General features: G+C 70.6%; 26 protein-coding genes. 16 read left to right on the top strand and 10 right to left on the bottom strand.

Annotation, left to right across the window (positions count from 1 at the left end):
- Nucleotides 1-166: 166 nt before the first annotated feature.
- The 7 genes from fae to ACS5Q7_RS20450 form a co-directional block, all read right to left on the bottom strand.
- Nucleotides 167-679, bottom strand: a complete 513-nt coding sequence (gene fae / locus ACS5Q7_RS20480; protein ID WP_243958899.1) for a formaldehyde-activating enzyme — start codon at nucleotides 677-679, stop codon at nucleotides 167-169.
- A gap of 232 nt (nucleotides 680-911) precedes the next feature.
- On the bottom strand, nucleotides 912-1,748 hold the full coding sequence (locus tag ACS5Q7_RS20475; RefSeq protein WP_478341094.1) for a triphosphoribosyl-dephospho-CoA synthase: 837 nt from the start codon (nucleotides 1,746-1,748) through the stop codon (nucleotides 912-914).
- Nucleotides 1,749-1,972: 224 nt separating this feature from the next.
- Nucleotides 1,973-2,881, bottom strand: coding sequence for an ATP-grasp domain-containing protein (locus tag ACS5Q7_RS20470; protein WP_478341093.1), 909 nt, complete (start codon nucleotides 2,879-2,881; stop codon nucleotides 1,973-1,975).
- A 6-nt stretch (nucleotides 2,882-2,887) separates the two neighbouring features.
- A complete protein-coding gene (gene mch / locus ACS5Q7_RS20465) occupies nucleotides 2,888-3,862 on the bottom strand; it encodes a methenyltetrahydromethanopterin cyclohydrolase (RefSeq protein WP_478341092.1) in 975 nt (324 codons plus the stop codon).
- Nucleotides 3,859-5,013, bottom strand: a complete 1,155-nt coding sequence (locus ACS5Q7_RS20460) for an ATP-grasp domain-containing protein (protein ID WP_478341091.1) — start codon at nucleotides 5,011-5,013, stop codon at nucleotides 3,859-3,861. Before ACS5Q7_RS20460 ends, mch begins: the two co-directional genes overlap by 4 nt.
- 11 nt (nucleotides 5,014-5,024) lie before the next feature.
- Nucleotides 5,025-5,918 carry an NADP-dependent methylenetetrahydromethanopterin/methylenetetrahydrofolate dehydrogenase gene (locus tag ACS5Q7_RS20455; RefSeq protein WP_478341090.1) on the bottom strand — a complete coding sequence of 298 codons (894 nt, stop codon included), beginning with the start codon at nucleotides 5,916-5,918 and terminating at the stop codon, nucleotides 5,025-5,027.
- A gap of 92 nt (nucleotides 5,919-6,010) precedes the next feature.
- Nucleotides 6,011-6,982 (bottom strand): beta-ribofuranosylaminobenzene 5'-phosphate synthase family protein, encoded by a 972-nt coding sequence (locus tag ACS5Q7_RS20450; protein ID WP_478341089.1) that lies wholly within the window; start codon nucleotides 6,980-6,982, stop codon nucleotides 6,011-6,013.
- A 303-nt stretch (nucleotides 6,983-7,285) separates the two neighbouring features.
- Between ACS5Q7_RS20450 and ACS5Q7_RS20445 the strand changes: the two genes are divergently transcribed.
- The 16 genes from ACS5Q7_RS20445 (at nucleotide 7,286) to folK (ending at nucleotide 21,201) form a co-directional block, all read left to right on the top strand.
- Nucleotides 7,286-8,335: a formyltransferase gene (locus ACS5Q7_RS20445; protein ID WP_478341088.1), complete on the top strand. Its 1,050-nt coding sequence runs from the start codon at nucleotides 7,286-7,288 to the stop codon at nucleotides 8,333-8,335.
- Nucleotides 8,329-9,957, top strand: a complete 1,629-nt coding sequence (locus ACS5Q7_RS20440; protein WP_478341087.1) for a formylmethanofuran dehydrogenase subunit A — start codon at nucleotides 8,329-8,331, stop codon at nucleotides 9,955-9,957. The genes ACS5Q7_RS20445 and ACS5Q7_RS20440 overlap by 7 nt, the downstream gene beginning before the upstream one ends.
- Before the next feature lie 246 nt (nucleotides 9,958-10,203).
- On the top strand, nucleotides 10,204-11,151 hold the full coding sequence (gene fhcD / locus ACS5Q7_RS20435) for a formylmethanofuran--tetrahydromethanopterin N-formyltransferase (protein WP_478341086.1): 948 nt from the start codon (nucleotides 10,204-10,206) through the stop codon (nucleotides 11,149-11,151).
- 3 nt (nucleotides 11,152-11,154) lie between these two features.
- Entirely contained in the window at nucleotides 11,155-11,949 is a 795-nt protein-coding gene (locus tag ACS5Q7_RS20430) for a formylmethanofuran dehydrogenase subunit C (protein WP_478341085.1), read from the top strand.
- Nucleotides 11,950-12,064: 115 nt separating this feature from the next.
- Nucleotides 12,065-12,256 carry a hypothetical protein gene (locus ACS5Q7_RS20425; RefSeq protein WP_478341084.1) on the top strand — a complete coding sequence of 64 codons (192 nt, stop codon included), beginning with the start codon at nucleotides 12,065-12,067 and terminating at the stop codon, nucleotides 12,254-12,256.
- 13 nt (nucleotides 12,257-12,269) lie between these two features.
- A complete protein-coding gene (locus ACS5Q7_RS20420) occupies nucleotides 12,270-13,916 on the top strand; it encodes a sensor histidine kinase (protein WP_478341083.1) in 1,647 nt (548 codons plus the stop codon).
- Nucleotides 13,913-14,617 (top strand): response regulator transcription factor, encoded by a 705-nt coding sequence (locus ACS5Q7_RS20415; RefSeq protein WP_478341082.1) that lies wholly within the window; start codon nucleotides 13,913-13,915, stop codon nucleotides 14,615-14,617. The genes ACS5Q7_RS20420 and ACS5Q7_RS20415 overlap by 4 nt, the downstream gene beginning before the upstream one ends.
- Nucleotides 14,618-14,858: 241 nt before the next feature.
- A complete protein-coding gene (gene pqqA / locus ACS5Q7_RS20410; protein WP_238204934.1) occupies nucleotides 14,859-14,948 on the top strand; it encodes a pyrroloquinoline quinone precursor peptide PqqA in 90 nt (29 codons plus the stop codon).
- Between the two features lie 33 nt (nucleotides 14,949-14,981).
- Nucleotides 14,982-15,881 (top strand): pyrroloquinoline quinone biosynthesis protein PqqB, encoded by a 900-nt coding sequence (gene pqqB, locus ACS5Q7_RS20405; RefSeq protein ID WP_478341081.1) that lies wholly within the window; start codon nucleotides 14,982-14,984, stop codon nucleotides 15,879-15,881.
- A gap of 135 nt (nucleotides 15,882-16,016) precedes the next feature.
- Nucleotides 16,017-17,102 carry a pyrroloquinoline-quinone synthase PqqC gene (pqqC, locus tag ACS5Q7_RS20400; protein ID WP_478341080.1) on the top strand — a complete coding sequence of 362 codons (1,086 nt, stop codon included), beginning with the start codon at nucleotides 16,017-16,019 and terminating at the stop codon, nucleotides 17,100-17,102.
- Nucleotides 17,099-18,244: a pyrroloquinoline quinone biosynthesis protein PqqE gene (gene pqqE, locus ACS5Q7_RS20395; RefSeq protein ID WP_478341079.1), complete on the top strand. Its 1,146-nt coding sequence runs from the start codon at nucleotides 17,099-17,101 to the stop codon at nucleotides 18,242-18,244. The genes pqqC and pqqE overlap by 4 nt, the downstream gene beginning before the upstream one ends.
- Entirely contained in the window at nucleotides 18,241-18,948 is a 708-nt protein-coding gene (locus tag ACS5Q7_RS20390; RefSeq protein ID WP_478341078.1) for a hypothetical protein, read from the top strand. The genes pqqE and ACS5Q7_RS20390 overlap by 4 nt, the downstream gene beginning before the upstream one ends.
- A complete protein-coding gene (locus ACS5Q7_RS20385; protein ID WP_478341077.1) occupies nucleotides 18,929-19,291 on the top strand; it encodes a hypothetical protein in 363 nt (120 codons plus the stop codon). The genes ACS5Q7_RS20390 and ACS5Q7_RS20385 overlap by 20 nt, the downstream gene beginning before the upstream one ends.
- A gap of 292 nt (nucleotides 19,292-19,583) precedes the next feature.
- Nucleotides 19,584-20,363: a dihydropteroate synthase gene (gene folP / locus ACS5Q7_RS20380; protein WP_478341143.1), complete on the top strand. Its 780-nt coding sequence runs from the start codon at nucleotides 19,584-19,586 to the stop codon at nucleotides 20,361-20,363.
- Nucleotides 20,360-20,734, top strand: coding sequence for a dihydroneopterin aldolase (gene folB / locus ACS5Q7_RS20375; RefSeq protein ID WP_478341076.1), 375 nt, complete (start codon nucleotides 20,360-20,362; stop codon nucleotides 20,732-20,734). Before folP ends, folB begins: the two co-directional genes overlap by 4 nt.
- On the top strand, nucleotides 20,731-21,201 hold the full coding sequence (folK, locus tag ACS5Q7_RS20370) for a 2-amino-4-hydroxy-6-hydroxymethyldihydropteridine diphosphokinase (protein WP_478341075.1): 471 nt from the start codon (nucleotides 20,731-20,733) through the stop codon (nucleotides 21,199-21,201). Before folB ends, folK begins: the two co-directional genes overlap by 4 nt.
- Before the next feature lie 318 nt (nucleotides 21,202-21,519).
- Here the strand turns inward: folK and ACS5Q7_RS20365 are convergent, their stop codons facing one another.
- The 3 genes from ACS5Q7_RS20365 to dctP are packed head-to-tail and all read right to left on the bottom strand — an operon-like array spanning nucleotide 21,520 to nucleotide 24,614.
- Nucleotides 21,520-22,872, bottom strand: coding sequence for a TRAP transporter large permease (locus ACS5Q7_RS20365; protein WP_243958938.1), 1,353 nt, complete (start codon nucleotides 22,870-22,872; stop codon nucleotides 21,520-21,522).
- A gap of 15 nt (nucleotides 22,873-22,887) precedes the next feature.
- Nucleotides 22,888-23,595, bottom strand: coding sequence for a TRAP transporter small permease (locus tag ACS5Q7_RS20360; protein WP_478341074.1), 708 nt, complete (start codon nucleotides 23,593-23,595; stop codon nucleotides 22,888-22,890).
- Entirely contained in the window at nucleotides 23,592-24,614 is a 1,023-nt protein-coding gene (dctP, locus tag ACS5Q7_RS20355; protein ID WP_478341073.1) for a TRAP transporter substrate-binding protein DctP, read from the bottom strand. Before dctP ends, ACS5Q7_RS20360 begins: the two co-directional genes overlap by 4 nt.
- Nucleotides 24,615-24,734: the final 120 nt, after the last annotated feature.

Raw genomic sequence — 24,734 nt, 5'->3', positions numbered from 1 at the left:
GAGGGACGACGGCGCGACCTTATTTTTCCTGGAACCGTCGCTTGGCGGACGACCGGAGCCCGGTGTCCGGCCTCACGCCCTAACGGCCTAGGAAGATCGAAGCCAGCCGCTGGAGCAGACCCCGCGGTGCGGGCGGAGGTGCGCTCTGCCCAGGGCCGTCCCCGATCTAAGCGTTGGCGGCGAAGGGGTGCTTGGCCGTGTTGCGCTGCTCGGTGACGACGGAGGCCTTCGGCTCGCCGCTGACGGCGCGCTGGATCGAGAGCTTGGTGGCCTCGTAGTTGTACTGCTGGATCTTGGCGTCGTCAGCCGCTTCCCAGTGGATGAACACGCCGACCAGCACGTACAGGTCGTCGGCCTCGTCCGCCGGGATGATGCCTTCGGCGACGCAATCCTGCACCGCCTTCGCCACGCCGTGCTGGGCCGGTCCGAACATCTGCACCGCCTGGCGGGCGTCGTTGATCGTGACCTTGTTGAACATCAGCGTGTTCGGCTTGCACGGCAGGTTCGGCGCGATCACCGCGAGCAGGCTGGTGAAGCCGTGCTTGTTGTTGGTCAGGCCGTTGCAGAAAGCCGTCTCGGCCGGCGAGTTGCGCGGTCCGATGATCAGGTCGATGTGGGCGACCTCGTTGCCATCGCCGACGAGAGCCTCGCCAACCATGACCTTGTTGATCTTCGCCATTCGGTGTCTCTCCCTGAATCCGTAAGAGGCTGCGGCGCCGGGCGAAGCCGCTGCCGGGAAGCCATCCTTGTTATCGGCGCCCGACAGCCCGTTGCGGGGTCTGGCCGGGCCGGTTGGGCCGGATAGCGCGGCGGACCCTACAGCGACCCCCGAACTGTCACAAGGCGCGCAACGCTCTGATTTTGAGGAATATCTCTATGCCGGCGAAAGGACCGGCGGAACGGAGCCCCGTTCAGGCGAGCCGCGCACCGGCTTCGGCGAGCGCATCCCAGAACAGCGTCGCCACCGTGAAATCGGCGCTGGTGCCGGGATTGATGCCCTGCTCCTTCAGCGCGGCATCGAAGGCCAGAAGGTCGGCGACCGGCTTGCCGGCCATGTCGATGCGCGCGCGGAGCCGGGCGGCCTGCGCGCGGATCTCTTCCGCCACCGCCGCCCCATGCTTGCGCAGGATGTGGCTGTCCGGGACGGCGCTGAGATAGGCGAGATGCACCGCGCTCGCGCACCACGGCGCATCGAGCCCGGCCGTCCGCGCGGCGTCGAGAGCCGGCAAACCGATGGCGCGGATATCCGCGAAGCCGGTGACATAGGCGCGGGCGATACGGTCGCGTGGGGCGGCCTCCTCCATCGCGGCGGCCAGCGGCGGCGGCGGGGCCGACTCGTCGGTCACGTCGTGACGGGCCGCCTGCCCCAGCCCGCCCGGCGAGGCGAGGCGAATCGCGGCGAAGACGTCGCGCGCATCCTCGGGTCCGAGCGCGGCGAGGGCCTGCGCCAGGCCGGTGCCCCGCTCGGCCGCCGCTGCCAGCGGCGCGCAGAGGAGGAGGATGCCGAGATTGGTGTTCTGCCCGACCGCCGCGCGGGTGGCATCGACCCCCGCCAGCACCCGCGCGCCGATCCCCGCCCCCGCGCGGGCCAGCCCCGCGGCCGAGACCTCGGCGCTGCGGGCAAAATCGGCCACCTCCATCCGGTGCCCCGCCGCGTAGGCGTGGACGTTGCCGACCTTCAGCGCATCGAGTTCAGCGAGGCAGGCGGCCCGGTAGAGATCGGCGATCCGGGAGGATTGCAGTGTCATGGGCTCCCTCCCATCCACCTGAGAGTCTGTCCGGAAAGGTCGCGTCCCCCTCCGTCATTGCGAGGAACGAAGCAATCCAGGGACGCTCCACGGTCGGAAGCGGCCCTCCCGCCCCTGGATTGCTTCGCTCACGCTCGCAAAGACGGTGAGGTGTGAGGCGCCGTCGCGACCCTTCCAGTCGGCCTCTGCGGAGCGTGCAGGGGAGCGAACAATCGGCATGGCCCTCACGCCACGACGAGGCGCGGGCGCACCTGCCCGCGCACCGCCGCCAGGAAGCCGCGCACCACGGTGGCCGCGATGTCGGTCTCGCAGACGGTCTGGAGCCCCGACCAGGCCGGCATGGAGTTCACTTCGAGCACGGCATAGCCGCCCTCCCCGTCCTCCACGAGGTCGACGCCGGAATAGGCGACGCCCACCGCCGCCGCCGCCGCCTCGGCCAATTCGGCCGCCACAGGGGGCATCGCCCAGGGCAGCGGGCGACCGCCCCGGTGGACGTTGGTGATCCAGCCGTCGCCTTCGCGGATCATGCCCGCGACAGCCCGTCCGTCGCAGACGAACACGCGAAAGTCCCGCCACAGCCCGTCCCGCCGGGGGACGTAGCGCTGCAGGTAATAGACCCGCGAGACGGCTTCCTCCTCGGGTAGGTCCTCAGGTCGCTCGATCAGGGCCAGCCCCTCGCCCTGCGAGCCGAAGAGCGGCTTCAGCACCAGCGGGTTGCCGGACCTCGCCTCCCGCGCGGCGAGAGCGCAGGCGGCCTCGCGGGTAGAGACCACCCAGGTCTGCGGCGTCGGAAGGCCGGCGCGGGCGATGAGCAGCGAGGTCGCCGCCTTGTCCACCGAGCGCTCGATGGCGCTCGGCGAGTTCCACACCACGCAGCCCGCCGCCACCAGGGCGTGGAGCACGCCGAGGCGCATCGTCGTCGCCTCGAAGGTGCCGCCCGCGATGGTCCGCAGCAGAACCCCATCCGGCAGCGCGCCGTCGAAGCCCGGCACCCGCAGGGGCTCCCCGGCGCCGGTCTCGATGGTGACGTCGGCCAGTGAGAACAGAACCGGCTCGACGCCCTGCGCCCGCAGGGCCGCGAGCAGCCGCGCCTTGTGCCAGTTGCCGTTATCGGCCGCGAGGGCGATGCGCATTGCGGCTCAGGCGAAGGACGCTTCGACCAGCGACGGCTCAAGCCGGCCGCCGCGGAAGGTCGAGCCGGTGCGAACCGAGGTGACGATGGCCTCGGCCGGGGAGAACAGCGCGCCGTCGATCTTGTAGAAGTCGCCGTTCACCCGCGAGAAGATGTCGGCGAAGGGCGAGCCGTGATCGGCCGAGCCCGTCGAGGGCAGTTGCTCGGCGAGCTGCTTCGCGTCGGCATCGTCGGCATCCACGAAGAGCTGCACCCGGCCGCCATAGATGATGGCGTCGTTGGTGCGGCCCATGGCCTTGATGAAGTCCGGGTGCGGGGGCGAGAGCGGGGCCGAGCCGATCCCGTCGAGGATGGCGTGCAGGTCGAAGCCGACCGTGTGCGCCTTGTGCAGGGCCACTTCCAGAACGCGGGCCACGACCTGGGTGGAGCCCGCGAGGCTCTGGGTCGGGGCGAAGATGAAGGTCAGGTCCTCGGGGCGGACATTCGCCGCCTCGGCCACCTTGGCGACCACGCTCTCCGGCGGGCCGCCGGCCGATTCGAGGACGAGGGCGGTCTTGGTGGCGGTGTCGCGATAGCCGAGTTCACCATACAGCTCCTCGACGGCGGCGACCGCGCGGCCGGGGCCGGAGCCGAGGGCGAAGAAGCCCGTGCCGCCGGTCTCGTCCGCGAGGCTCCAGCCGGCATACTGGCTGCCGAGGCAGGCGAGCACTGGATCGGCCGAGTGGACGGTGAGCGTGTAGGGCCACGCAGCGACCGGGCCGGAGGGAACCACGGTGACGGTGCCGAGGCCGCCGAGGCAGATCTCGGCGATGCGCCGCCCGGCCTCGATGGAGCCCCGCGCGGTGGAGCCCGCATCCACCATCCGCGCGCCGCCGGGCGCCTGCGAGACGGCGAGCCGCAGGGCCTGGGCATCGGCGACGAAGCGCTCGACCAGGGGGGCGCTCAGCGCGTTGATGCTCGGGGGGCTCTGGCTGTCGCTCATACTCGGGCTTCCTCGTGGATCGTGTTCTCGTTCAGAACCGTCCGCAGACGGTCCGTCCGTGCGTCGAGGGCGGCGCGGGCCGCCGCGCCATCCGCGCCGGTGGCGAAGACGGTGCAGAGCGGCGTATCCCGCCTCACGGTGCTGCCGGCGGCGGGCCGGTCGCGGATATGGGCGGGCCACGCGACGACGGGAACCGGCGCATGGTCGGCCAGGGCGTAACAGATCGCCGAGGCCGCCGCATCCTCCGGCGGCGCGCCGATCGACGGAGACCCATGCTCCGCGAGGCACGCCTCCACATGCGCGGCGAGGAGCGGTGTCGCCCGCCGGTCGAGCACGTCGAGGGTCGCGCCGGGGCGCGGGTTGACCTCCATGAGCCACCAGCTTGCGCCGTCGCTCAGGAAATCCGCGCTGGCGAGGCCGACGAGGCCGGTCGCCTCCGCGATAAGACGCGCGGCCTGCTCCACCTCGGCGAGGATCGCGGAAGGCAGCGGATGCGCCTCCCCTGCCGCAAGGGCGAGGGCGCCGCCGTAGCGGAACGGCCGCTCGGGGGACGGGGCGGACCATTGCGCCGTCACCGCCAGCACCTCCGCGCGGCCGGGGCCGGCGAGGATGTTCACAGCGTAAGCACGGCCGGGCACGCGGGCCTGATGGTAATGGCCCGCCTCCGGCGCCGCCCCGGTCGCGGCGCGGACATGGCCACCGCCCGATCCGCCGACGGCCTTCACGAGCCAGCGGGCGGGATCGTCCACCGGACCCGCCGTGACGGGGGGATGCGGCACGCCCAGGCGGGCGCAGAGCGTCGCGAAGTCGAAGGGATCCTTCAAGGATGCGACGGCCTCGGCACCGGCGCCGATCAGCCGGTGACGCCGGGCGATCTGCGCGATCAGGCCGGGATCGTCCTCGAACCCGCTGCCGAGCACCACGCCGAGCGGCGTGCCCGCCTCCTCCGCGAGGGCGTCGATGGCACTGACGGCCGCCTCCGGCACCATGCCCCGCCCGAACCGGCCGGGCATGACCTGTGTCGATTCGGCGAAGGCGACCGTATCCGCGTCCCCGAACAGGTCGGCGACGTAGGGGACGAGGCCCGCCCGCCGCGCCGCCTGCGCGAGGGCGCGGCCGGACTGGGCCGCGATCACGATGGCCTCGCCCACGGACGAGCGAATCAGCAGGCGATCTCGACCGCGAGGGGGTAGGCGTCGCGGAAATCGAGGCAGAGCGGCGTGTCGGATTCGAGCATCCGCTGGAACAGGCGCTTCTGCGTCTGGTACTTCACGTTGCCGACCGCCAGGGCGCCGATGCCGAAGCCCCGGCCGCCGGGCAGTTCCACATCCACCGCGTTCACGTCGATTCCCGCGATGCCGGCCGGGGGCACGGCGTTCACGTCGGAGGCGACGAGGAGCTTGCCCGCGCAGGACAGATCGTCGGCGGTGAGGATCGGGATGCCGGCGGGGCCGGCGGAGAGGATCACGTCGGCGTCGCGGATCGCCTCGCGGCGGTCGTCGGGGCTGGTGCCGTCCACCGCGCCGACCTCTACCCCGAAGCGCCACTTCATGGTGAAGGCGATCTTGGAGACGCGCTCCTCGCCGTCATGGCCGACGAGGACGGTCTTGGCACCTTCCAGCGCGCCGATCACCGCCGCCACGTAGGCGACGACGCCCGCGCCGCCGAAGATCACGATGCGCTTGCCCTTGAGATCGGTGCCGAACTTCACCCGCAGGGCGCGGGAGACCTGCGCCACCATGGCCGCTCCCGTGGTGAACGAGCCCGCCGGATCGGCGAAGACGTGGTTCACGAAGGGGGGCACGAAGGCCTTCTTCGCCCGGTCGACCATGTCGAGGGCGTCCTCGGCGTTCTTGCCGCCGATGAAGAGGCCGGTGCGGGTCCCGTCCTGCGGCGAGCGGGAGAAGATCGAGTCCTGGGTCAGCGACACGACGTCGGAGAGGCTGACCTCCGTGTACGTCACCAGCGTCTCGAAGCCGGCATCGACGGCCATGTTCACGTCGAACGGGCTCATGTGCCGGAGCGGCGTGAGCATGTGCAGGATCGAGCGGGCCATTCCTTCGACCTCTCCCATTGATCGACCCCTTTTGGAGCCGATTCTTTTAACAAGTCTTCCGCGAGCCCCCGGTCAAGCGGAAGCGACCCGCGTCAGGCGCGGATCCCCCCGGCGACCGTTGCACCGGTATTGCGTCCCCGCGCAATCAGGAAGCGCAAGGACCCGCCGCCGTCGAGGTCGGAGACGAGGCTCTTCGCCTCGGCGTCCGAGCGGGCCAGGATGAAGCCGGTCGGCCCCCAGGAACTCTGCCCGTAGCCGGCGACGCCACGCTGCGCGGCCTGTTCGAGCACGCGGGCGACGGCCGCGCTGGCGTAGCGCCCGCCCTGGTGCGGGGCGAAATGGTCGCCCACCAGATCCTGCATCCGGGTGATGCCGGCGCCGAAGGCATCCGCGTCGCCGGTCACGCAGGCCGGCAGCACCTGCATCAGCACGATGCGGCAGATCTCGGCGGCCTGGACCTCGGGGAAGCGCGGCAGGTCGCGGAACGCCTCCACCTCCCGCGTGCCGTGAACGCCAGCCATGGAGGTGTCGAGGATCAGGACGAGGCGCCATGCCTCCGGGAAGGGCAGCCGGGCGATGACCGGCGGCGGCGCGGCATCGGCCCCGCGCCCGCCATCGACGATCAGCCCACCCTCGGTGAAGGCGCGCAGGCCGACGCCGGAGCGGTTGCCGCGATCGAGCGCGTTGGAAAAATCCTCCGGCGAGAACGGCCGCCCGGCGAGCCGCGCCAGGGCCGCCGCGACGGCGAGCGCGAGCTGCGTGCCGGAGCCGAACCCGGCATGGGCGGGAATCGCTTGCTCCACCCGGAAGGCGACCCGCGTGCCGACCCCGAGATGGGCGGCGGCGGCCTCGGCGTAGCGCCGGACGCGCTCGGCCTCCGGCCCCTCGGCCTGGAGGCTGTCGGCGGGCCGCGCCGTGAGGATCAGGGAGGGGGAGTCGATGGCGAGCCCGACGCTGCCGAACCGGCGGCCGAGGCCCCCATGCAGGTCGAGGAAGCCGAAATGCAGCCGGGCCGGCGCTTCGATGCGCACGCTCTCCGCTGCGGAATCGGGGACGTCGGACACGGCGATCCCCTTCCTCCGGGTCTGGCGTCGGAACTGGCGCGCTTCTCACACGGGAAACCCGGCGGGGCAACCGCCAAGGCCCTTGCCGGAAGCGCCCGATGAAGGCAAACCTAGGCCCGCGACGGCGTGCCGAGTTTGCCGTCCGTCCGGGTCAGGGCCCGGCGGGCAGGCCATTCCGAGCCGGCGGGACTTTCTGGAACGTCCCGCTCCTCCGGTCTTACGGCCGTCGCCCGCCCGACAGAGATTCACGATTCCCGGGGCCTGGACCCCGCGGGTCGCAAGAAAGATCGAGCGAGGGGAGCAATGCCAGCCTGGGTCAAAGGCGCGGCCACCGACATCGACGCCGCCATCGCAGCGGCCGCCGACCTGTTGGGCGCGGCACGGATGCCGGTCATCGCCGGCCTCAACGCCGAAGTCTCCGCCATTCGGGCGGCCTTCGATCTCGCCGGGCGCGTGGGCGCCTCCCTCGACACGGACGGCGCGGCCGGCACCTATGCCGAACTCGGCGCCCTCGCCCGCGTCGGCGCGATGACCTCGACGCCGGCCGAAGCGGTCGGCCGGGCCGACGCCGTGCTCGTGCTCGGGTCGGCGCCCGCGAAGAGCGAGCTTCTCGGACGCATCGAGGCCAGCGCCCCCACGCGGGGCCGGGCAGCGGGCGCTTCACGCGCCATCCTGGCGCTCGACGGGGCCAACGAGGGCGGCGTGCTGCCGGCCCTGGCGCGGCTGCGCGCCCATGTCCGGGGGCACCTCGCCGACGAATCGCCCACCGCCGCGCTGGCCTCCAAGCTCGCCGCCGCGCAGTACGTGGTGGTGCTCTACGATCCCGCCGAGATCGGTGAGATGGGCGTCGAGACCGTTCAGGGGCTCGTCATCGACCTCAACGACAGGACGCGCGCCTTCTCCCTCGCGGTTTCGGGCGGCCACCGGAACCAGGACAGGGCCGTGGTGCCCGTCTCGGCCTGGACGACGGGGCAGGCCCCGCGCGTCGGCCTCGGCCGGAAGGTGCCCGAGCACGATCCCTGGCGCTTCGATGCCGCGAGGCAGGTCGCGGCGGGCGAGGCGGATGCCGCCCTGTGGCTGTCCTCGCTGCCCGCCCCCCGGCCCGACTGGCTGGGGCAGGTGCCCTCCGTGGCGCTGGTCGGCGAGGCGAGCCCCGATGCCGCCGAGGTGGTGATCGCCGTGGGCGTGCCCGGCCGCGATGTCGGCGGGGTGCTGTGGAACGAGACGCGGGGCGCCCTCACCTACTGGCCGGCTCAGGCGGGAGGATCCGCCCCGGCGGATCGGCCCACGGCCGCCTCCGTGCTGGGACGTCTGACAAACCGACTCGCTGCGAGGAGTGGCACCGCATGCTGAGTGTGATCCGGGGCGGGCGCGTCGTCGATCCGACCGCGTCCCGCGATGCCGTCGGCGATGTCTGGATCGAGGACGGCCGGGTGATCGAGGCACCGGGGCGCGAGCCCGACAGGGTGATCGACGCGGCGGGCTGCGTCGTGATGGCCGGCGGCGTCGAGGTGCACTCGCACATCGCGGGCGGCAACGTCATCACCTCGCGGCTGCTGCTGCCCGAGCTCTACGTGAGCGAGGCGGCGCCGGAGGGGCACCCCTTCGCCCATGCCGGCGGGGCCGCCGCCTGGATCGGCTCGACCTATGCGCGGATGGGCTACACCACCGCCGTCGAGCCGGCGATGCCGCCGACCCATGCGCTGGCCACGCAGCTCGAACTCGCCGACATCCCGCTCCTCGACCGGGGCGCCCTGACGGTGATGGGCAACGACGACCAGCTGCTGAACTTGCTCCGCGAGGGCGAGGGCAAGGCGGCGGTGCGGGACCTCGTGGCGCTCAACGTCGCGACCTCGCGCGGGCTCGGGGTGAAGTGCATCAACGCGGGCGGCGCCTCGGCCTTCAAGGACGGCGCGCTGAAGCTCTCCCTCGACGACGAGATCCCCTGCTACGGGCTCTCGACGCGGCGGATCATGGGCTCGCTCCTCGACGCCGTGGAGGAGATCGGCGTGCCGCACCCGCTGCACGTCCACTGCAACAACCTCGGCCTGCCGGGCGCCGACGATTCGTTCATGGCGACCCTCGACGCGGCGGAGGGGCGGCGCATCCACTTCGCCCACGCGCAGTTCTATGCCTATGGCGAGACCGACGACGGCAAGGGCTTCCGCTCGGCCGCCGAGCGCATCGCCCGCGCCATCGGCGACAACCCGCAGGCGACGCTCGATATCGGGCAGGTGGTGTTCGGCCAGACCGTAACGGTCTCCCTCGACATCCTGCGCCAGTTCGCCGGCCGCAAGGGCGCCAACCCGAAGAAGTGGGTGCTGAACGCGGGCGACGCGGAGGGCGGCGGCGTGGTGCCGTTCCTCTACCGGCCGAAGGGGCCGACGTCCTCGCTGCAATGGGCCATCGGCCTGGAGATCATGCTCCTGTCGCCCGATCCGGAGCGGACGATCCTGACCACGGACCACCCGAACGGCGGCCCGTTCACGCAATACCCGCGCATCATCCACCTGCTGATGGACAGGTCCGAGCGCGAGCGAGAGATCGCGACATTGCCGGGCATCGTCGGCGAGCGCAGCGGCCTGCCGGGGATCGAGCGGGAATACACCCTGTCCGAGATCGCGCAGCTCACCCGCTCCGGCCCGGCGAAGCTGCTGGGCCTCCACGACCGGGGGCACCTGCGCGCCGGGGCGCGGGCGGACGTGGCGGTCTACCGCGACGACCCGAACCGCACGGTGATGTTCACCGCCGCCAAGCTCGTGCTCAAGGACGGCACGCCGATCGTCGAGGACGGCGAGGTCGTGGACTGGCGGGCGGGCCGCACCCTGTCGCTCACCGTCGAGGCCGACGGAGCGATGGAGAAGCGCACCGATACCTACCTCACCGACCGCTTCGGCACCGGGCTCGACAGCTTCACCGTGCCGGACGAGGCGTTCGACGCACCGACCTTCGAGGCCGTGCCATGCCGGGTGTGATGGGCGCGGTTTTCCCTCCCCCCCCTGCGGGGGAGGGTGGCCCCTGCGTCAGCAGGGGTCGGGCGAGGGGAACCCCGCTTCCGAAAATGTCTGAGCGTGCGGTGAGGGCAGCGCTTCACCCTGCCCCGTTGCTCCCCTCTCCCGACCCCCTCTGGGGGCCACCCTCCCCCGCAAAGGGGGGAGGGAGGAGCGCGGCGACACCACGAAAGAGGTTCGAGTCCGTGACGTCCGAGATCGGCAACCAAGATGTCCAGTGACCTCACCCTCAACGGCATCCGCGTCATCGACACCTTCGCCGAGGCGTTCGATGTCGCGGGCACGGCCATCGTCGTCACCAACGACACGCCCAAATGGGCGATGATCGCGGCCACGACCATGACCGGCTTCGCCACCTCGGTGATCGGCTGCGGCGCCGAGGCCGGCATCGACGCCATCCTCTCACCCGACCAGACGCCGGACGGACGGCCCGGCGTGCGCATCCTGCTGTTCGGCTTCGAGCCGAACGGCCTGAAGGACCAGCTCATCAAGCGGGTCGGCCAGTGCATCCTCACCTGCCCCGGCACCGCCTGCTACGCGGGCGTGGACGGGCCGAACAAGATCAAGCTCGGCGGCGCCATCCGCTACTTCGGTGATGGCTTCGCCATCGCCAAGCGCATGCCCGACGAGACCGGCAAGGAGCGCCGCTACTGGCGCATCCCGGTGATGGACGGCGAATTCCTCTGTGAGGATTCGGTCCGCGCCGTCGAGGGCGCGGTGGGCGGCGGCAACCTGCTGTTCCTCGGCCGCACCCATGCCGAGACGCTGAAGGTGGCCGAGATCGCGGTGGAAGCGGCCTCCTCGATCCCCGGCGCCATCCTGCCCTTCCCCGGCGGCATCGTCCGCTCCGGCTCGAAGGTCGGCGGGCGGACCAAAGGCATGATGGCCTCCACCAACGACGCCTATTGCCCGACTCTCAAGGGCCGGGCCGGCTCCGCGCTCCCGCCCGAATGCGGCGTGGTGCTGGAAATCGTCATCGACGCCCTCACCTCGCAGGGCGTGTCCGATTCCATGCGGGCGGGGCTGCACGCCGCCACGGAGGTCGGCGAGCGGCACGGGCTGATCGCCGTCACGGCGGGCAATTACGGCGGCAATCTCGGCCGCCACCACTACCACCTGCGCGACCTGATCGCGCCGGCCGCCGGCCAGGAGGGCTGAGCCTTGAGCACCCTCACGCTCCGCGAGGCGCCCCCCGAGCGCTTGGACTTCCTCTCCATCTCCCCCCTCGCCTTGAGCGGCCTGTCGCAGGCCGAGGCCGAACGGCTGGAGATCGGCACCAGCCACCGGGGCGTGAAGCTCGGCGATTGCTTCGCCGTCTCCCTCGACGGCTCCGACACCCTCACCATCGAGGGCGGCCACGAGCGCCTCGACCGGGTCGGCGCCTCCCTCTCCGGGGGGACGATCCGCGTCGTCGGCGATGTCGGCCAGCGCCTCGGCGCGGGCATGGCGTCGGGCACGCTCACCGTCACCGGCCATGCCGGCCCGTATGCGGGCTCCGGTGCCACCGGCGGGACCATCACCATCGAGGGCGACGCGGGCGACTACGCGGGCGGCGCCGTCTACGCGGCCAAGGCTGGGCTCGACGGGGCGACGCTGATCGTGCGCGGTCGGGCCGGCGACCATTGCGGCGACCGGATGCGCCGGGGGCTGATCCTGGTCGGCCAGGCCGGCGCCCATGCCGGCGCGCGGATGATCGCGGGCACCATCGCCGCCCTCGAAGTCGGCGACCTGCCGGGCTACGGCATGCGCCGGGGCACCCTCGTCACCGGCAAGCACGGGACCCTGTCCCCGACCTTCGTGGAGACGGGGAGCCACGACCTCGTGTTCCTGCGCCTTCTCGGCAAGCACCTGCGCGCCGTGAGCGAGGCCCATGCCGCGCTGCTGGACAAGCCCCTGCGGCGCTATTCCGGCGACCTCGCGACCCTGGCCAAGGGCGAGATCTGGGTGGCGGGCTGAAGCGGGGGCCTGCGCCTTCTGGGCGCTGGCTCCTGCCCTGTGCACGCGGCGCGCGGGCGGACTATTCTGAGTCCAAGCCGGCCCGTCACGATGGCCGGCAACCGGGAGAACGCCGTTGTTCCTGCTCTTGTCCGTCTGCCTCATCGCCCAGCCCGCCACCTGCCGCGACGAGCAGATCCCGGTGGGTGGCGGCGCCGCCAACGCCTTCATCTGCCTGCGTAACTCGCAAGCCGTCCTGGCCCAGTGGCAGGAAGAGCATCCCGAGTGGCACGTCGAGAAGTGGCGCTGCGCGGCGAAGAAGCCCTGAGGAGCCCCGCCCCATGGGCTCGCTGAAGGCCCGGTTCGCGGTCCTGTTCGCCGGCAGCGCCCTTCTGGTGCTGTTGGCGGCAGCGGCGGTACTGGCCTCGATCGGCGTGGCCGAGCGGACCGTGGACCGGACGCTCGCCGCGCAGGGGCGCCTGGAACTCCTGGCCGAACTGTCCGGCCGGCTCACCCAGTTCGGCCTCGCCGCCGTGGAGACGGTGGGCAACCCGGACGGGCAACCAGAGGCGATGGCCATCGCCCGCGCCAATGTCGACAAGGCGCTGATCGCCGTCGACGAGGCCATGGCCCGCTCCTTCCCGCCGAGCGACGACCCGACCGACAGGATGCAATACGCCATGCGCTCGCGGCCGATGTCGCAACTGCGCGGGGCGCGGGCGGTCCTCGACCGGCAGGTCTCGCTCATCAGCCGCCAGATGGACCCGGACAAGCGCCAGGATTCGATCAAGGGCGCCCTCAACGGCTTCGGGGCCATGACCGGCCAGCCGCTTTCCTTCCTGATCGAGGCCGAGCGCCGGAGCATGACGCGGGGCTCCGAGGAGGCGCGCGAATTGTCGAGCCGCCTGCGGAGCGCGGCGGTGATCGCGGTCGCGGTCGCCCTGGCGCTGCTGGTGATCCTCTACCGCATCCTCACCCGCCCGATCCTGGCGCGGATCGTGGAGGTGCGGCTCGCCGCCAGCGCCATCGGGCGCGGCGCCCTCGACACGCGGCTGCCGGTGCAATCCCACGACGAGCTCGGCCTGCTGATGGCCAACGTGAACCGCATGGCCGCGCGCCTTTCCCGCCGGGAGGTGCATGTCGCGGCCGACCGGGCGGCCCTCGAATCGACCATCGCCGCCCGCACGGCCGACCTGCGCGCCGCCAATGCCCGGCTGGAAGCGGTGGACCGCTCCCGCCGCCGCTTCTTCGCCGATGTCAGCCACGAGTTGCGCACGCCGCTTACCGTCATCCTCGGCGAATGCGACATCGCCATGCGGGGCGCCGCCCGCGCCGCCGACCCGACCCCGGCCTTCACCACCATCCGCAAGCGCGCCCAGCGGCTGAAGCGCCGGGTGGAGGATCTGCTGCGCGTTGCCCGCTCCGAATCGGGTGAGATCGAGCTCGACCGCCGTCCGCTCGGCGTCGCCGCCGTCCTGGCCGAGGCGGTGGATACGATGTCCTCCGAGGCGGCCCGCCGCCGCGTCGCCCTCGACCTCGTGCCCGGCGCCGAGGACGTGGAATGCGTGGCCGACCGGGAATGGCTGCGCCAGACGGTGGAGAGCCTGATCGACAACGCCCTTCGCCACGCCACCGGGCTCACCCGCGTCGAGGTCGCGCTGGCGCGGGTCGAGGGGAACGCGGCGCGCATCACCGTCACCGATAACGGGCCGGGCTTCGGCGCGCCGGAGGCCGAACTGACCGAGCGGTTCAAGCGCGGCAAGCGCGTGGACGGCGCCCCCGCCCCGGACGAGACCGGCTTCGGCATCGGCCTCGCCCTAGCCCGCTGGATCGTCGAGCAGCATGGCGGCACCCTGCATCTCGGCTCCGGCGAGGGCGGCCGTGGCGCACGCGTCAGCCTGGACATCCCCGCCGCCGAGCCGGCATGGATGGGCCGAGCGTCCGCGCAGACGGACGCCGGAGGGAAGCTGAGGGAGCCGGCCGCATGACGCGGATCCTGATCGTCGAGGACGACATCGATATCCGGGGCCTTCTCGCCCGTGGACTGGAAGCCGAGGGGTTCGAGGTCGGCACCGCCGACAGCGTCGGCGACGCCCTGAAGGCCGCCCGCGACCCCGCCCCCGGCGCCGTGCTCCTCGATGTCGGCCTTCCCGACGGATCGGGCCACGACGTCTGCCGCTCCCTCCGCGAGGGCGGCTTCTCCGGCCCGATCCTGTTCCTCTCGGCCCGCGACGAGATCCGCGACCGGGCCGAAGGTCTGGCGCTCGGCGCCGACGACTACATTGTCAAGCCGTTCGAGTTCGACGAGCTGGTCGCGCGGCTGCGCACCCACCTGATGCGCCGCCAGCAGGCCGAGGCGCCGCGCTCCCGCCTCGTCGCCGGCCGGCTGCATTTCGACCTCGACACCCGGCAGGTCACCTGCGGCGAGGCCAGCGCCCGCCTCACCCCACGGGAGGCGGAACTCCTCGCCATGCTCATGGACAGCCTCGGCAAGCCGGTCTCCCGCGCCGAGATCTTCGACCGGCTCTGGGCGAGCCAGGGCGGGCTCTCCCTGAACGTGGTCGATGTCTATATCGGCTATCTCCGCTCGAAGATGGCCGATTTCGTCCGCCACGGCGGCCCGGTCCTCACCACCGTGCGCGGAAAGGGCTTCATGCTGGAATCGCGGGGGCCGGATTTTCGACAGTGACTTTCTGTCTTGGACCTTTGGGGGATAGCGGGGGTCTGCGCGGAATTATTCCGTTGAATCAATCCCTTCCGCGTTTCTCTCACGAAAAATTTGGGAAGATCCGGCAATTTGGTGCTTGAACGCGGACCGCAAATGGACAATATCAGCCCTGCGCCAGAAACGAGAGCGCCATCAGTGTCTTAGGGTCCTCTTAGGATTGATCTGAGGACGCTCGGTGAACGAAATACTAAGGAGAAACACCATGGCCTGGGCTGCCCCCGTTGTGTCCGAGATCTGCGTCGGCATGGAAGTGACGAGCTACGAGTCGGCCGAGATCGACACCTTCAACTGATTTCAGGCGGGCCGGGAACACGGGAGACGCACCATGCGCGTCGTAGTTCTCGGCTCCGCTGCGGGCGGCGGGCTTCCTCAATGGAATTGCCGCTGCCCCATCTGCTCCCTCGCGCGCAGCGAGCCGGAGCGCGTCCGCCCCAGGACGCAATCCAGTATCGCCGTGTCCGCCGATGGCGATGACTGGCTGCTGATCAATGCTTCACCCGACATCCGTCAGCAGCTGTTCGACAACACCGCGATGCATCCGCGCGAGGGACTGCGCCATTCCCCGATCCGCGCCGTGCTGCTCACGAACGGCGACGTCGACCATGTGGCCGGTCTGCTGACGCTTCGCGAGGGCCAGCCCTACACGCTCTATGCCACCTCCGGCATCCTCGACTCTGTCAACGCAAACCGCGTGTTCGATGTGATGGCCGAGGGTGTCGTGAAGCGCACCAGCGTCGCCCTGGAAACCACGTTCGAACCCCTGCCCGGCCTCACCGTCACGCTGTTCGCGGTGCCGGGGAAGGTGCCGCTCTGGCTGGAAGGCGCCGAGGTCGAGATCGGCGCGGCGACCGAGACGACGGTCGGCGCGATGATCGAGGCCAACGGGCGCCGCCTCGCCTACATCCCGGGCTGCGCCCTGGTGGACGACGCGGTGCGGACCCTGCTCGACGGGGTGGATGCCCTGCTCTTCGACGGCACGGTGCTGCACGACGATGACATGATCCGGGCCGGCGTCGGCACCAAGACCGGCTGGCGCATGGGCCATGTGCCGATGCGCGGCGAGAACGGCTCGATCGCGGCCCTGTCGGGCGTCTCCATCGGGCGGCGCGTCTTCGTCCACATCAACAACACCAACCCGGTCCTCGTGGAGGGCTCGGCCGAGCGGGCCGATGTCGAGGCGGCGGGCTGGACGGTCGCTCACGACGGGCTCACCCTGCAGCTCTGAGCGTCGCGCACTATTTAAGAGTGCGCGTCTCGTACCTACATTCCCGGTCTGGGGCCGTGCACTCGGTCCGGGCAACGCCAAGAAGTCGGTCATAAGACCATCGGGCACGAGCCGAGGACGGACGCCGGAAACGCCATGAACGCCATCTTCCCGACCCCGGACGCCACGGAGAGCGAACGCCTCCTCACCGGCGACGAAATGGAAGCCGCCCTGCGCGACATCGGCGCCCGGCGCTACCACAACCTGCACCCGTTCCACCGCCTGCTGCACGACGGCAAGCTCTCGAAGGATCAGGTCCGGGCCTGGGCGCTCAACCGCTACTATTATCAGGCGATGATCCCGGTGAAGGATTCCGCCGTCCTCGCCCGGATGCACGATGCCGAGTTGCGGCGGATCTGGCGCCAGCGCATCGTCGACCATGATGGCGATGCTCCCGGCGACGGCGGCATCGAGCGCTGGCTGAAGCTCGCCGAGGGCGTCGGCTTCCAGCGCGACTACGTGCTCTCCACGAACGGTATCCTCTCCGCGACCAAGTTCGCCGTGGAAGCCTATGTGCATTTCGTCTCGGAGCGGTCGCTCCTGGAGGCCATCGCCTCGTCGCTGACCGAGATGTTCTCGCCGACCATCATCTCCGAGCGCGTCGCCGGGATGCTGAAGAACTACGACTTCATCACGAAGGAGACGCTCGCGTACTTCGACAAGCGCCTGACCCAGGCGCCGCGCGATGCCGACTTCGCCCTCGACTACGTGAAGAAGCACGCGACGACGCCGGAGTTGCAGCGGCAGGCGATGGCCGCGCTGACCTTCAAGTGCAACGTCCTTTGGGTGCAGCTCGACGCGCTCTACTTCGCCTACGTGGCCCCCGGCATGATCCCGCCGGATGCGTGGCAGCCGGGCGTCGGCCTCGTCGCCGGGGCGGATGCGCCCAAGCCGGAAGCCGGCCCGCGCAAGACCGCGCCGGGCGACACCCCGCGCCTGCCGCGCGGCGTCCGCCTGCGCAACGACGAAACCCGCGGCAAGTATGTGCTCCTCGCCCCCGAGCGCACCTTCGACCTCGATGACAACGCCGTCGCCGTCCTCAAGCTGGTGGACGGGTCGCGCACGGTGTCCCAGATCGCCGACGAGTTGGGCACGGTCTACGCCGCCGATCCGCGCGCGATCGAGGCGGATATCTGCGTGATGCTCGACGGCCTCGCGGAGAAGCGGGTGTTGGAGCGATGAACGCACAGGCGCCGATCCGCCCGGAAGCGCCGGCACCAGTGGGGCTCCTCGCGGAGCTGACCCACCGCTGCCCCCTGCGCTGCCCCTACTGCTCGAACCCGCTGGAACTCGACCGCCGCTCGGGGGAACTCGACACGGCGACGTGGCAGCGGGTGCTGCGGGAGGCGGCGGGCCTCGGCGTGCTGCACGTTCACCTGTCGGGCGGCGAGCCCACCGCCCGCAACGACATCGTCGAGATCACCAAGACCTGCGCCGATCTCGGCCTGTACTCGAACCTGATCACCTCCGGTGTCGGCGGCGCGCTCGACAAGCTCCAGGCGCTCTACGATGTCGGGCTCGACCACGTGCAATTGTCGGTGCAGGGCGTCGATGCCGCCAATGCCGAGAAGATCGGCGGCCTGAAGAACGCCCAGCCGCAGAAGATGACCTTCGCCGCCAAGGTGGTGGACCTCGGCCTGCCGCTGACGCTGAACTCGGTGATCCACCGGGGCAACATCCATGAGGTGGCGGGCTTCATCGACCTCGCGGTGAAGATGGGCGCCAAGCGCCTCGAAGTGGCCCACACGCAATATTACGGCTGGGCCTACGTGAACCGCGCCGCGCTGATGCCGAACAAGGCCCAGGTGGACGAGTCGATCCGCATCGTCGAGGCCGCCCGCGAGCGCCTGAAGGGCCAGCTCGTCATCGACCTCGTGGTGCCGGACTATTACGCCAAGTACCCGAAGGCCTGTGCCGGCGGCTGGGGCCGCAAGCTGATGAACGTCACGCCCCAGGGCAAGGTGCTGCCCTGCCACGCGGCGGAGACGATCCCCGGCCTCGAATTCTGGCACGTGACGGAGCACTCCCTCGGGGAGATCTGGCGCGATTCGCCCGCCTTCACCGCCTATCGCGGCACAGATTGGATGCAGGAGCCCTGCCGCTTCTGCGACCGCCGGGAGAAGGATTGGGGCGGCTGCCGCTGCCAGGCGCTCGCGCTGGCGGGCGACGCGGCGGCGACCGATCCGGCCTGCTCCCTGTCCCCGTTGCACGCCAAGGTGCGTGCCCTCGCCGTCGAGGAGGCGGCCGAGACGCCTCCCGACTATGTCTACCGCACGATCGGCAGCAACATCCGCTCGCCGCTGAAAGAAGGTGCCCCTTCGTGAGATTCCTCCCCGTCGCGGCTGCCCTCGCCCTGACCCTCTCCACGCCCGCTCTCGTCTCGGCCACGGAAACGCCCGCGCCGACGCAGGCCAATGCCACGGCCGCTCCGGGCGCCGCCGATCTGCTGTTCGAGCAGCCGCAGATGAAGAACGCGGCGCCGGGCAGCACCATCACCTACGATTACCTGCGCCGGTCCGGCATCGCGAAGGGTCCGTTCGGCGCGCCCCTGCAGGATACGGTGACGATCAAGGTCGAGCCGGGCAAGCAGGCCGATGCCCGCAACATGGATGTCGAGATGTTCTCCGGCCTGAACCGCCGTCCGGCGGGTCCGTTCGAGGACATGACCGGCAACCCCATCGTGCCGCTCTTCCTCGAGAACCACGTGATGGCTCTCGCGCAGGTGCTGGAAGCGAACCCGCGCTACCTCAAGCTCGCGATCCGCAGGGGCCTGCGCGAGAAGGCCACCGTGACGCCCACCAAGGTGAGCTTCGGCGGCAAGGAGGTCGACGGCTGGCGCATCGTGATGAAGCCCTTCGAGGGCGATCCGATGGGCGAGCGCATGCGCGGCATGGACAACCTCACCTACACGTTCGTGACCTCTCCCGCCGTGCCGGGCGAGATCGTTTCCATGGAGGCCGCCTCCAAGAACAAGGATGGCGGCGAATTGCTGGAGGAGAAGCTCGGCTATGATCAGAAGGCTGGCTAGTCTCGCGGTTCTGGCCGCCCTCGGCCTCGGCCTCGCCGCAGCCCCGGGGCGGGCCGCGGAGGAGAACGATTACCCGACCGACGCCCGGGTCGATTACGTGTTCGGCTGCATGGCCGCCAACGGGCAGACCCGGGAGAACATGGAGAAGTGCTCCTGCTCGGTCGATCAGCTCGCCGCGATCCTGCCCTACGAGAAGTACGTGCAGGCGAGCACGATCCTGTCCATGCGGCAGGGCATCGGCAACCGGGCCAACGAGTTCAAGTCGACGAAGATCTTCGACGACAAGGTCGCCGACCTGCGCCGCGCCCAGGCCGAGGCCGAGATCCGCTGCTACCGGGGCTGACCGGCCCATAGATCGGTGGGATAGGCCCGTTCCTGTCCCATCAATTCCCTCATCCTGAGGCGCTGCAAAGCAGCCTCGAAGGAGGGCTCCAGAAAGCTCTGCGTTGTCTGGAGCCCTCCTTCGAGGCCCGCCAAGGCGGGCGCCTCAGGATGAGGGTAGTGGATGGATAGACTGGAGGCGTTCGCCCGTTGCGCGCCGCCCGCGTTTCCCGCACACCGGGGCCGTGACCGAGACACCCCGCTCCCCCGCCCTGCCCACCCTGCTGCCCGATCTCGGGCGGCGAAGTCTCGTCATGGGCATCCTCAACGTCACGCCGGATTCCTTCTCGGATGGCGGTCTGTTCCGGGGCGAGGCCGAGGCGCGTGCCCAGGCCGAGTGGCTGGTGGCGGAGGGCGCGGCGATCCTCGACATCGGCGGGGAATCCACACGCCCCGGCCACACCCCCGTCCCGGCCGAGGAGGAGCAGGCCCGTGTCCTGCCGGTGATCCGCGCATTGGCCGGGCACCTGCCGGTGCCGATCTCCATCGACACCTACAAGGCGTCCACCGCCGACCTCGCCCTCGCGGCCGGAGCCAAGATCGTCAACGACGTCTGGGGCCTGCAGCGCGAGCCGGACATCGCCTCGGTCGCCGCCGCCCATGGCGCCCCGGTCATCGTGATGCACAACCGCGAGACCATCGACGCGGGTCTCGACATCGTGGCCGACATGCTCGCCTTCTTCGACCGGTCCCTCGGCATCGCCCGCAGGGCCGGCATCCCGGACGGGGACATCGTGCTCGATCCGGGCGTCGGCTTCGGCAAAACTTGGGAGCAGCATCTCGAAGCCCTGCGGCGCCTGCCGGAGATCCGGGCGCTCGGCTTCCCGCTCCTCGTCGGCGTCTCGCGAAAATCGCTGCTCGGGCGGCTGCACGACCGCGAGACCAAACCCGCCGACCGGCTCTACGGCTCGCTCGCCGCGCACGCGCTCGCGGGGACGCTCGGCGCCGACATCGTGCGCGTCCACGACGTCGCCGCTCATGTGGACGCGATGCGCGTCGTCGATGCGGTGATGCGGCCGGAGTCGCGGGCATGAGTGACCATATCCGCGTCGAGGGCATCGCCGTCTTCGGCCGCCATGGCGTTCTGCCGGAAGAGGAGGTGCTGGGCCAGCGCTTCTACATCGGCCTCGACGCCGAACTCGACCTCGCCCCCGCCGGCCGGGCGGACGACGTGGCCCTGACGGTGAGCTACGCCGACCTGACGGCCATCGCGGTCTCCATCGCCACGGAGCGCCGCTTCAAGCTGATCGAGGCCCTGGCCGAGACCATCGCGCAGGAGATCCTGACCCGTTTCCCGGCCATCGCGGCGATGACCGTGCGGATCGACAAGCCGAGCGCGCCGATTCCCGCGGTGCTCGATCTGGCCGGCGTGACCATCACCCGCCGCCGGGAGGGCACGCGGTGAAGGCGTGGCTCGGCATCGGCAGCAACATCGGCGACATGGCCGCGATGCTGGACCAAGCGGTGGACAAGCTCGCCGCCATCCCCGGCATCAGGGTCGTCGCCCGTTCGCCGGATTACCGCACCCCGCCCTGGGGGAAGACGGACCAGCCCTGGTTCTTGAACGGTGCGGTCGCCATCGAGACCGACCTCGACCCCCATGCCCTGCTCGACGCCTGCCAGGGCATCGAGCGCGACCTCGGCCGCATCCGCGAGGAGCGCTGGGGCCCCCGGATCATCGACATCGATGTCCTGGCCTACGAGGGCGCGGCGGTTGACGACGAGCGCCTCGTCCTGCCCCATCGCTACGTGCGCGAGCGCGCCTTCGTGCTGGTGCCCCTGAACGAGATCGCCCCCACCCTGACGATCGGGGGCGAAAAGGTGAGCGACGCGCTGGCCAAGCTCGACCGAACGGGGATCGCGCGGGCCTGAGGGGTTCACTGTCGCCCGTCCTTCCCACCACCTCATCCTGAAAGTGGGGCCGCGAAGGGGAATAATCCCCTCGCCCCGCTTGCGGGGAGAGGTCCGCGACGACCCTGTCGTCGGCGCGGCGAGGCGGCAGCCGAAGGTGAGGGGGCTCACCGGAGGAGATCCTTCCGGCACGCCCCCTCACCGCCGCTCCGGCTTCGCCTACGCTCCCCCCTGACACGACAAGGTGTCAGGGGGCCTCTCCCCGCTTGCGGGGAGAGGGGTTTCCCGTGCCTTCCCGGCCAGACGCTCGGGATGGAGCCAGGGATCAGCGAATAACCCCTACCGCGTGTTGCTGAGCAGCAGGTCCGGCAGCCACATGGCGATGCCGGGCACGAGGCACAGGATCAGGATCGCCACCGCCATCAGGATCACGAAGGGCAGCGTCCCCCAGATGATGTCCGAGAGCGGGATGTCGGGGGCGATGTTCTTGATGACGAAGATGTTGAGGCCCACCGGCGGGTGGATCAGCCCCATCTCCATGGTAATCGTCATCACCACGCCGAACCACACGAGATCGAACCCGGCGGCCTTGAGCGGCGGCAGGATGATCGGCGCGGTCATCAGGATGATCGAGACCGGCGGCAGGAAGAAGCCGAGCACGATCACGAGGCCGAGGATCGTCAGCAGCAGCAGCCAGGGCGAGAGCTGCATCGCCACGATCGCCGCCGCCGCCGATTGCGAGATGTGAAGGTAGCTCATCACGTAGGCGTAGAGGAGCGACATGCCGATGATCAGCATCAGCATGGTCGATTCCCGCAGCGTCGCCGTGAGGATCGGGTTCACGTCACGCGCCCGCCACACGCCGTAGATCGCCGCGATCAGAGCCAGCGCCAGCAACCCACCGAGGCCCGCCGTCTCGGAGGGCGTGGCGTAGCCGCCGTAGAGGGCCACCATCACGCCGGTGAGCAGGATGACGAAGGGCGCCACGCGGGGCAGCGTCGAGAAGCGCTGCGCCATGCTGTACTTGTCTTCGGCCAGGATCGGCGAGGCCGGGCCGCCGTTCTCCAGCACCGTCTTGGCGGTGGCGTATTCGGAGCGGAAGCGAAAGATCGCCCAGCTCGCGAACAGGCCGACCAGCAACAGCCCCGGTCCGATGCCGGCGAGGAACAGCCGCCCGAGGGATTGCTCGGCCGCCACGGCGTAGAGGATCATGGTGATCGAGGGCGGCAGCAGGATGCCGAGCGTGCCGCCCGCCGCGATGATGCCGGCGGCGAAGCCCGGCGAGTAGCCGCGCTTCCTCATCTCCGGGATGCCCGCCGAGCCGATGGCCGAGCAGGTCGCGGGGCTCGATCCCGCCATGGCCGCGAACAGGGCGCAGGCGAAGACGTTGGCGATGCCGAGCCCGCCGGGGATGCGGTGCATCCAGGCATGCATGGCCGAGTAGAGATCCTGCCCCGCCCGCGAGCGGCCGATGGCGGCGCCCTTCAGGATGAAGAGCGGGATCGAGAGGAGGGTGATGGAGGCCATCTCCTCGTAGACGTTCTGCGCCACCGTATCGAGGGAGGCGGCGGGCATGAAGGCCAGCATGAAGGCCAAGGCCACCGCGCCCAGCGCGAAGGCGATGGGGATGCCTGAGAGCATCGCCCCCAGGGTGGCACCGGCGTAGAGGAAACCGATCGTCGCGACGCTCATCGTGTGTCCCCTGCCTCAGCCGCGAGCCTGCCCGGCCTTCGGGCCGGTGCGGACAGTGGTTCCCATCGGGTCGGGACCGGCCGGCGTCGCGTCCGGGCGTCCCCTCATGTCGCGGTTGATGTCGGCACCGAGCCCGATCTTCGGCCGCGCCCAGCCGGCGCCGCTCGGCCCTAACCGGATCGCCTCGGCGATCTGGAGGGCGAGTTGCAGGCAGAGCAGGCTCATGCCCGCCGCCATCAGGGTGTAGGGGATCCAGAGCGGCGGACCCCAGGTCGATTGCGAGACCTGCCCGTCGGTCCAGGCCTCGTGGTCGAGGGACCAGCTCTTCCACGTGAAGAACAGGCAGAAGGCGAGGCTGACGCAATCCACTAGCACCAGCCGCACCCGGTTGACGGCGGGCGGGAGTAGGCCCGTCAGCGCCTCGATGGCGACGTGGCCGCGCTTGGCCTGCACCGCCGCCGCCGAGCCGAAGGTGGCGCCGACGATGAGGAACACCGCCATCTCGTCCTGCCACTCGGTCGGCTCATGGAAGACGTAGCGGATCACCACGCTGTAGCTGAGCACGAGGCAGGCGCCGAACAGCGCCAACCCGCCGAGCCCCATGATGACGCGGTTGATGGCCTTCGACATCCGGTCGAGCACCCCGAGGGTGCCGGGGATCCGAGGCTCGGGCGGCGCGTGCGCATCGGGGACGGCGGTGGCGGCGTCGAAACCGTGGCTCACGAAACCTGCTCCGCCAGTTTGAGGAGTTCGGCGCAGCGCGCGCTCTTGGCCGAGAAGTCCTTCCAGGCCGTGCCCCGGGCGAGGTCGCGCCACTTCTCGATGTTGGCGTCGCTGAGGTCGTGGATCTGCACGCCGCGCGCGCCGTAGATCTTCACGAGTTCCGCGTCGTCGGCCTTGGCGGCGGCGAAGGAGAAGGCCTCCATCTCGCGCCCGACATCGACGATGGCATTCTGCTGCTCGGGGGACAGCCCGTCGAAGACGATCTTCGACATGATCAGCGGTTCGAGGACGAACCAGAACGAGCGGCCCCGGCCGGCGGTGAGGTTCTTCGCCATCTCGTCCAGGCGGAACGAGATCAGGCTGGTGGACGAGCTGATCGCCGCCTCCAGGGCGCCGGTCTGCATGCCGATATACATCTCGCTCGACGGCATGGTGGAGACGATGCCCCCCATTGCCTGGAACATCATGTCGATCTCGCGCCCGCCGCCGCGCACCTTCACGCCCTTCACGTCCTCGGGCACGAGGATCGGCTTCACCTTCGAGGCGACGGAGCCCGACTGCCAGACCCAGGTGAGGATGACGACGCCCTTCTCGGCCAGCGTCTTGGAGAATTCCTCGCCGATCCTGGCATCGCGCCACTTGGCGGCCTGCTCATAGCTCGGCACGACGGCCGGCATCAGGGCGAGGTTGGTCTCGGGCACCTCGCCGCCCGCGTAGGAGAGCGGCACGAGGCTCATGTCGAGGGCGCCCTTCCGGACGGCGCTGAACTGGGCCAGCGTCTTCATGAGCGACGAGGTCGGGTAGACCTGCACCTGCAGGCCGCCGCCCGTGCGCTTCTCGACCTCGGCGGCGAAGCGGCGGGCGATGCGGTCGCGGGCGTCGCCCTCCTCCAGGGTGCCGCCGGGAAACTGGTGCGACAGCTTCAGGACCTTCGGCGCCTGCGCACGCAGAACCGCCGGGCAGGCGACGAGGCCGCCCACGGCCGAGGCCGCGCCAAGGACATGGCGTCGTGTGATCACCGGCGTTCCCCCCTGTCTCGGTCGCGGCGTTCCCGCGCCGTCGGCCGCATCCGCGGCAGACCATCAAACGGCCGCGCGGCGGGATTTCATCCCTGTCCGCGCGACCGGTCGGTGACAGTC

The organism is Methylobacterium sp. Gmos3, assembly GCF_056430985.1.
Note: the sequence above shows the minus strand (reverse complement) of the source record. Positions and strands in the feature narration are given on the sequence as shown.

Bases quoted from the DNA above. Each gene is read 5' to 3' on its own strand.
- fae (WP_243958899.1), bottom strand. From the start codon at position 679: ATGGCGAAGATCAACAAGGTCATGGTTGGCGAGGCTCTCGTCGGCGAT.
- ACS5Q7_RS20475 (WP_478341094.1), bottom strand. From the start codon at position 1,748: ATGACACTGCAATCCTCCCGGATCGCCGATCTCTACCGGGCCGCCTGC.
- ACS5Q7_RS20470 (WP_478341093.1), bottom strand. From the start codon at position 2,881: ATGCGCATCGCCCTCGCGGCCGATAACGGCAACTGGCACAAGGCGCGG.
- mch (WP_478341092.1), bottom strand. From the start codon at position 3,862: ATGAGCGACAGCCAGAGCCCCCCGAGCATCAACGCGCTGAGCGCCCCC.
- ACS5Q7_RS20455 (WP_478341090.1), bottom strand. From the start codon at position 5,918: ATGGCCCGCTCGATCCTGCACATGCTCACGCCGCTCCGGCACATGAGC.
- ACS5Q7_RS20445 (WP_478341088.1), top strand. From the start codon at position 7,286: ATGCCAGCCTGGGTCAAAGGCGCGGCCACCGACATCGACGCCGCCATC.
- ACS5Q7_RS20440 (WP_478341087.1), top strand. From the start codon at position 8,329: ATGCTGAGTGTGATCCGGGGCGGGCGCGTCGTCGATCCGACCGCGTCC.
- fhcD (WP_478341086.1), top strand. From the start codon at position 10,204: ATGTCCAGTGACCTCACCCTCAACGGCATCCGCGTCATCGACACCTTC.
- ACS5Q7_RS20420 (WP_478341083.1), top strand. From the start codon at position 12,270: ATGGGCTCGCTGAAGGCCCGGTTCGCGGTCCTGTTCGCCGGCAGCGCC.
- ACS5Q7_RS20415 (WP_478341082.1), top strand. From the start codon at position 13,913: ATGACGCGGATCCTGATCGTCGAGGACGACATCGATATCCGGGGCCTT.
- pqqA (WP_238204934.1), top strand. From the start codon at position 14,859: ATGGCCTGGGCTGCCCCCGTTGTGTCCGAGATCTGCGTCGGCATGGAA.
- pqqB (WP_478341081.1), top strand. From the start codon at position 14,982: ATGCGCGTCGTAGTTCTCGGCTCCGCTGCGGGCGGCGGGCTTCCTCAA.
- pqqC (WP_478341080.1), top strand. From the start codon at position 16,017: ATGAACGCCATCTTCCCGACCCCGGACGCCACGGAGAGCGAACGCCTC.
- pqqE (WP_478341079.1), top strand. From the start codon at position 17,099: ATGAACGCACAGGCGCCGATCCGCCCGGAAGCGCCGGCACCAGTGGGG.
- ACS5Q7_RS20385 (WP_478341077.1), top strand. From the start codon at position 18,929: ATGATCAGAAGGCTGGCTAGTCTCGCGGTTCTGGCCGCCCTCGGCCTC.
- folP (WP_478341143.1), top strand. From the start codon at position 19,584: ATGGGCATCCTCAACGTCACGCCGGATTCCTTCTCGGATGGCGGTCTG.
- folB (WP_478341076.1), top strand. From the start codon at position 20,360: ATGAGTGACCATATCCGCGTCGAGGGCATCGCCGTCTTCGGCCGCCAT.
- ACS5Q7_RS20365 (WP_243958938.1), bottom strand. From the start codon at position 22,872: ATGAGCGTCGCGACGATCGGTTTCCTCTACGCCGGTGCCACCCTGGGG.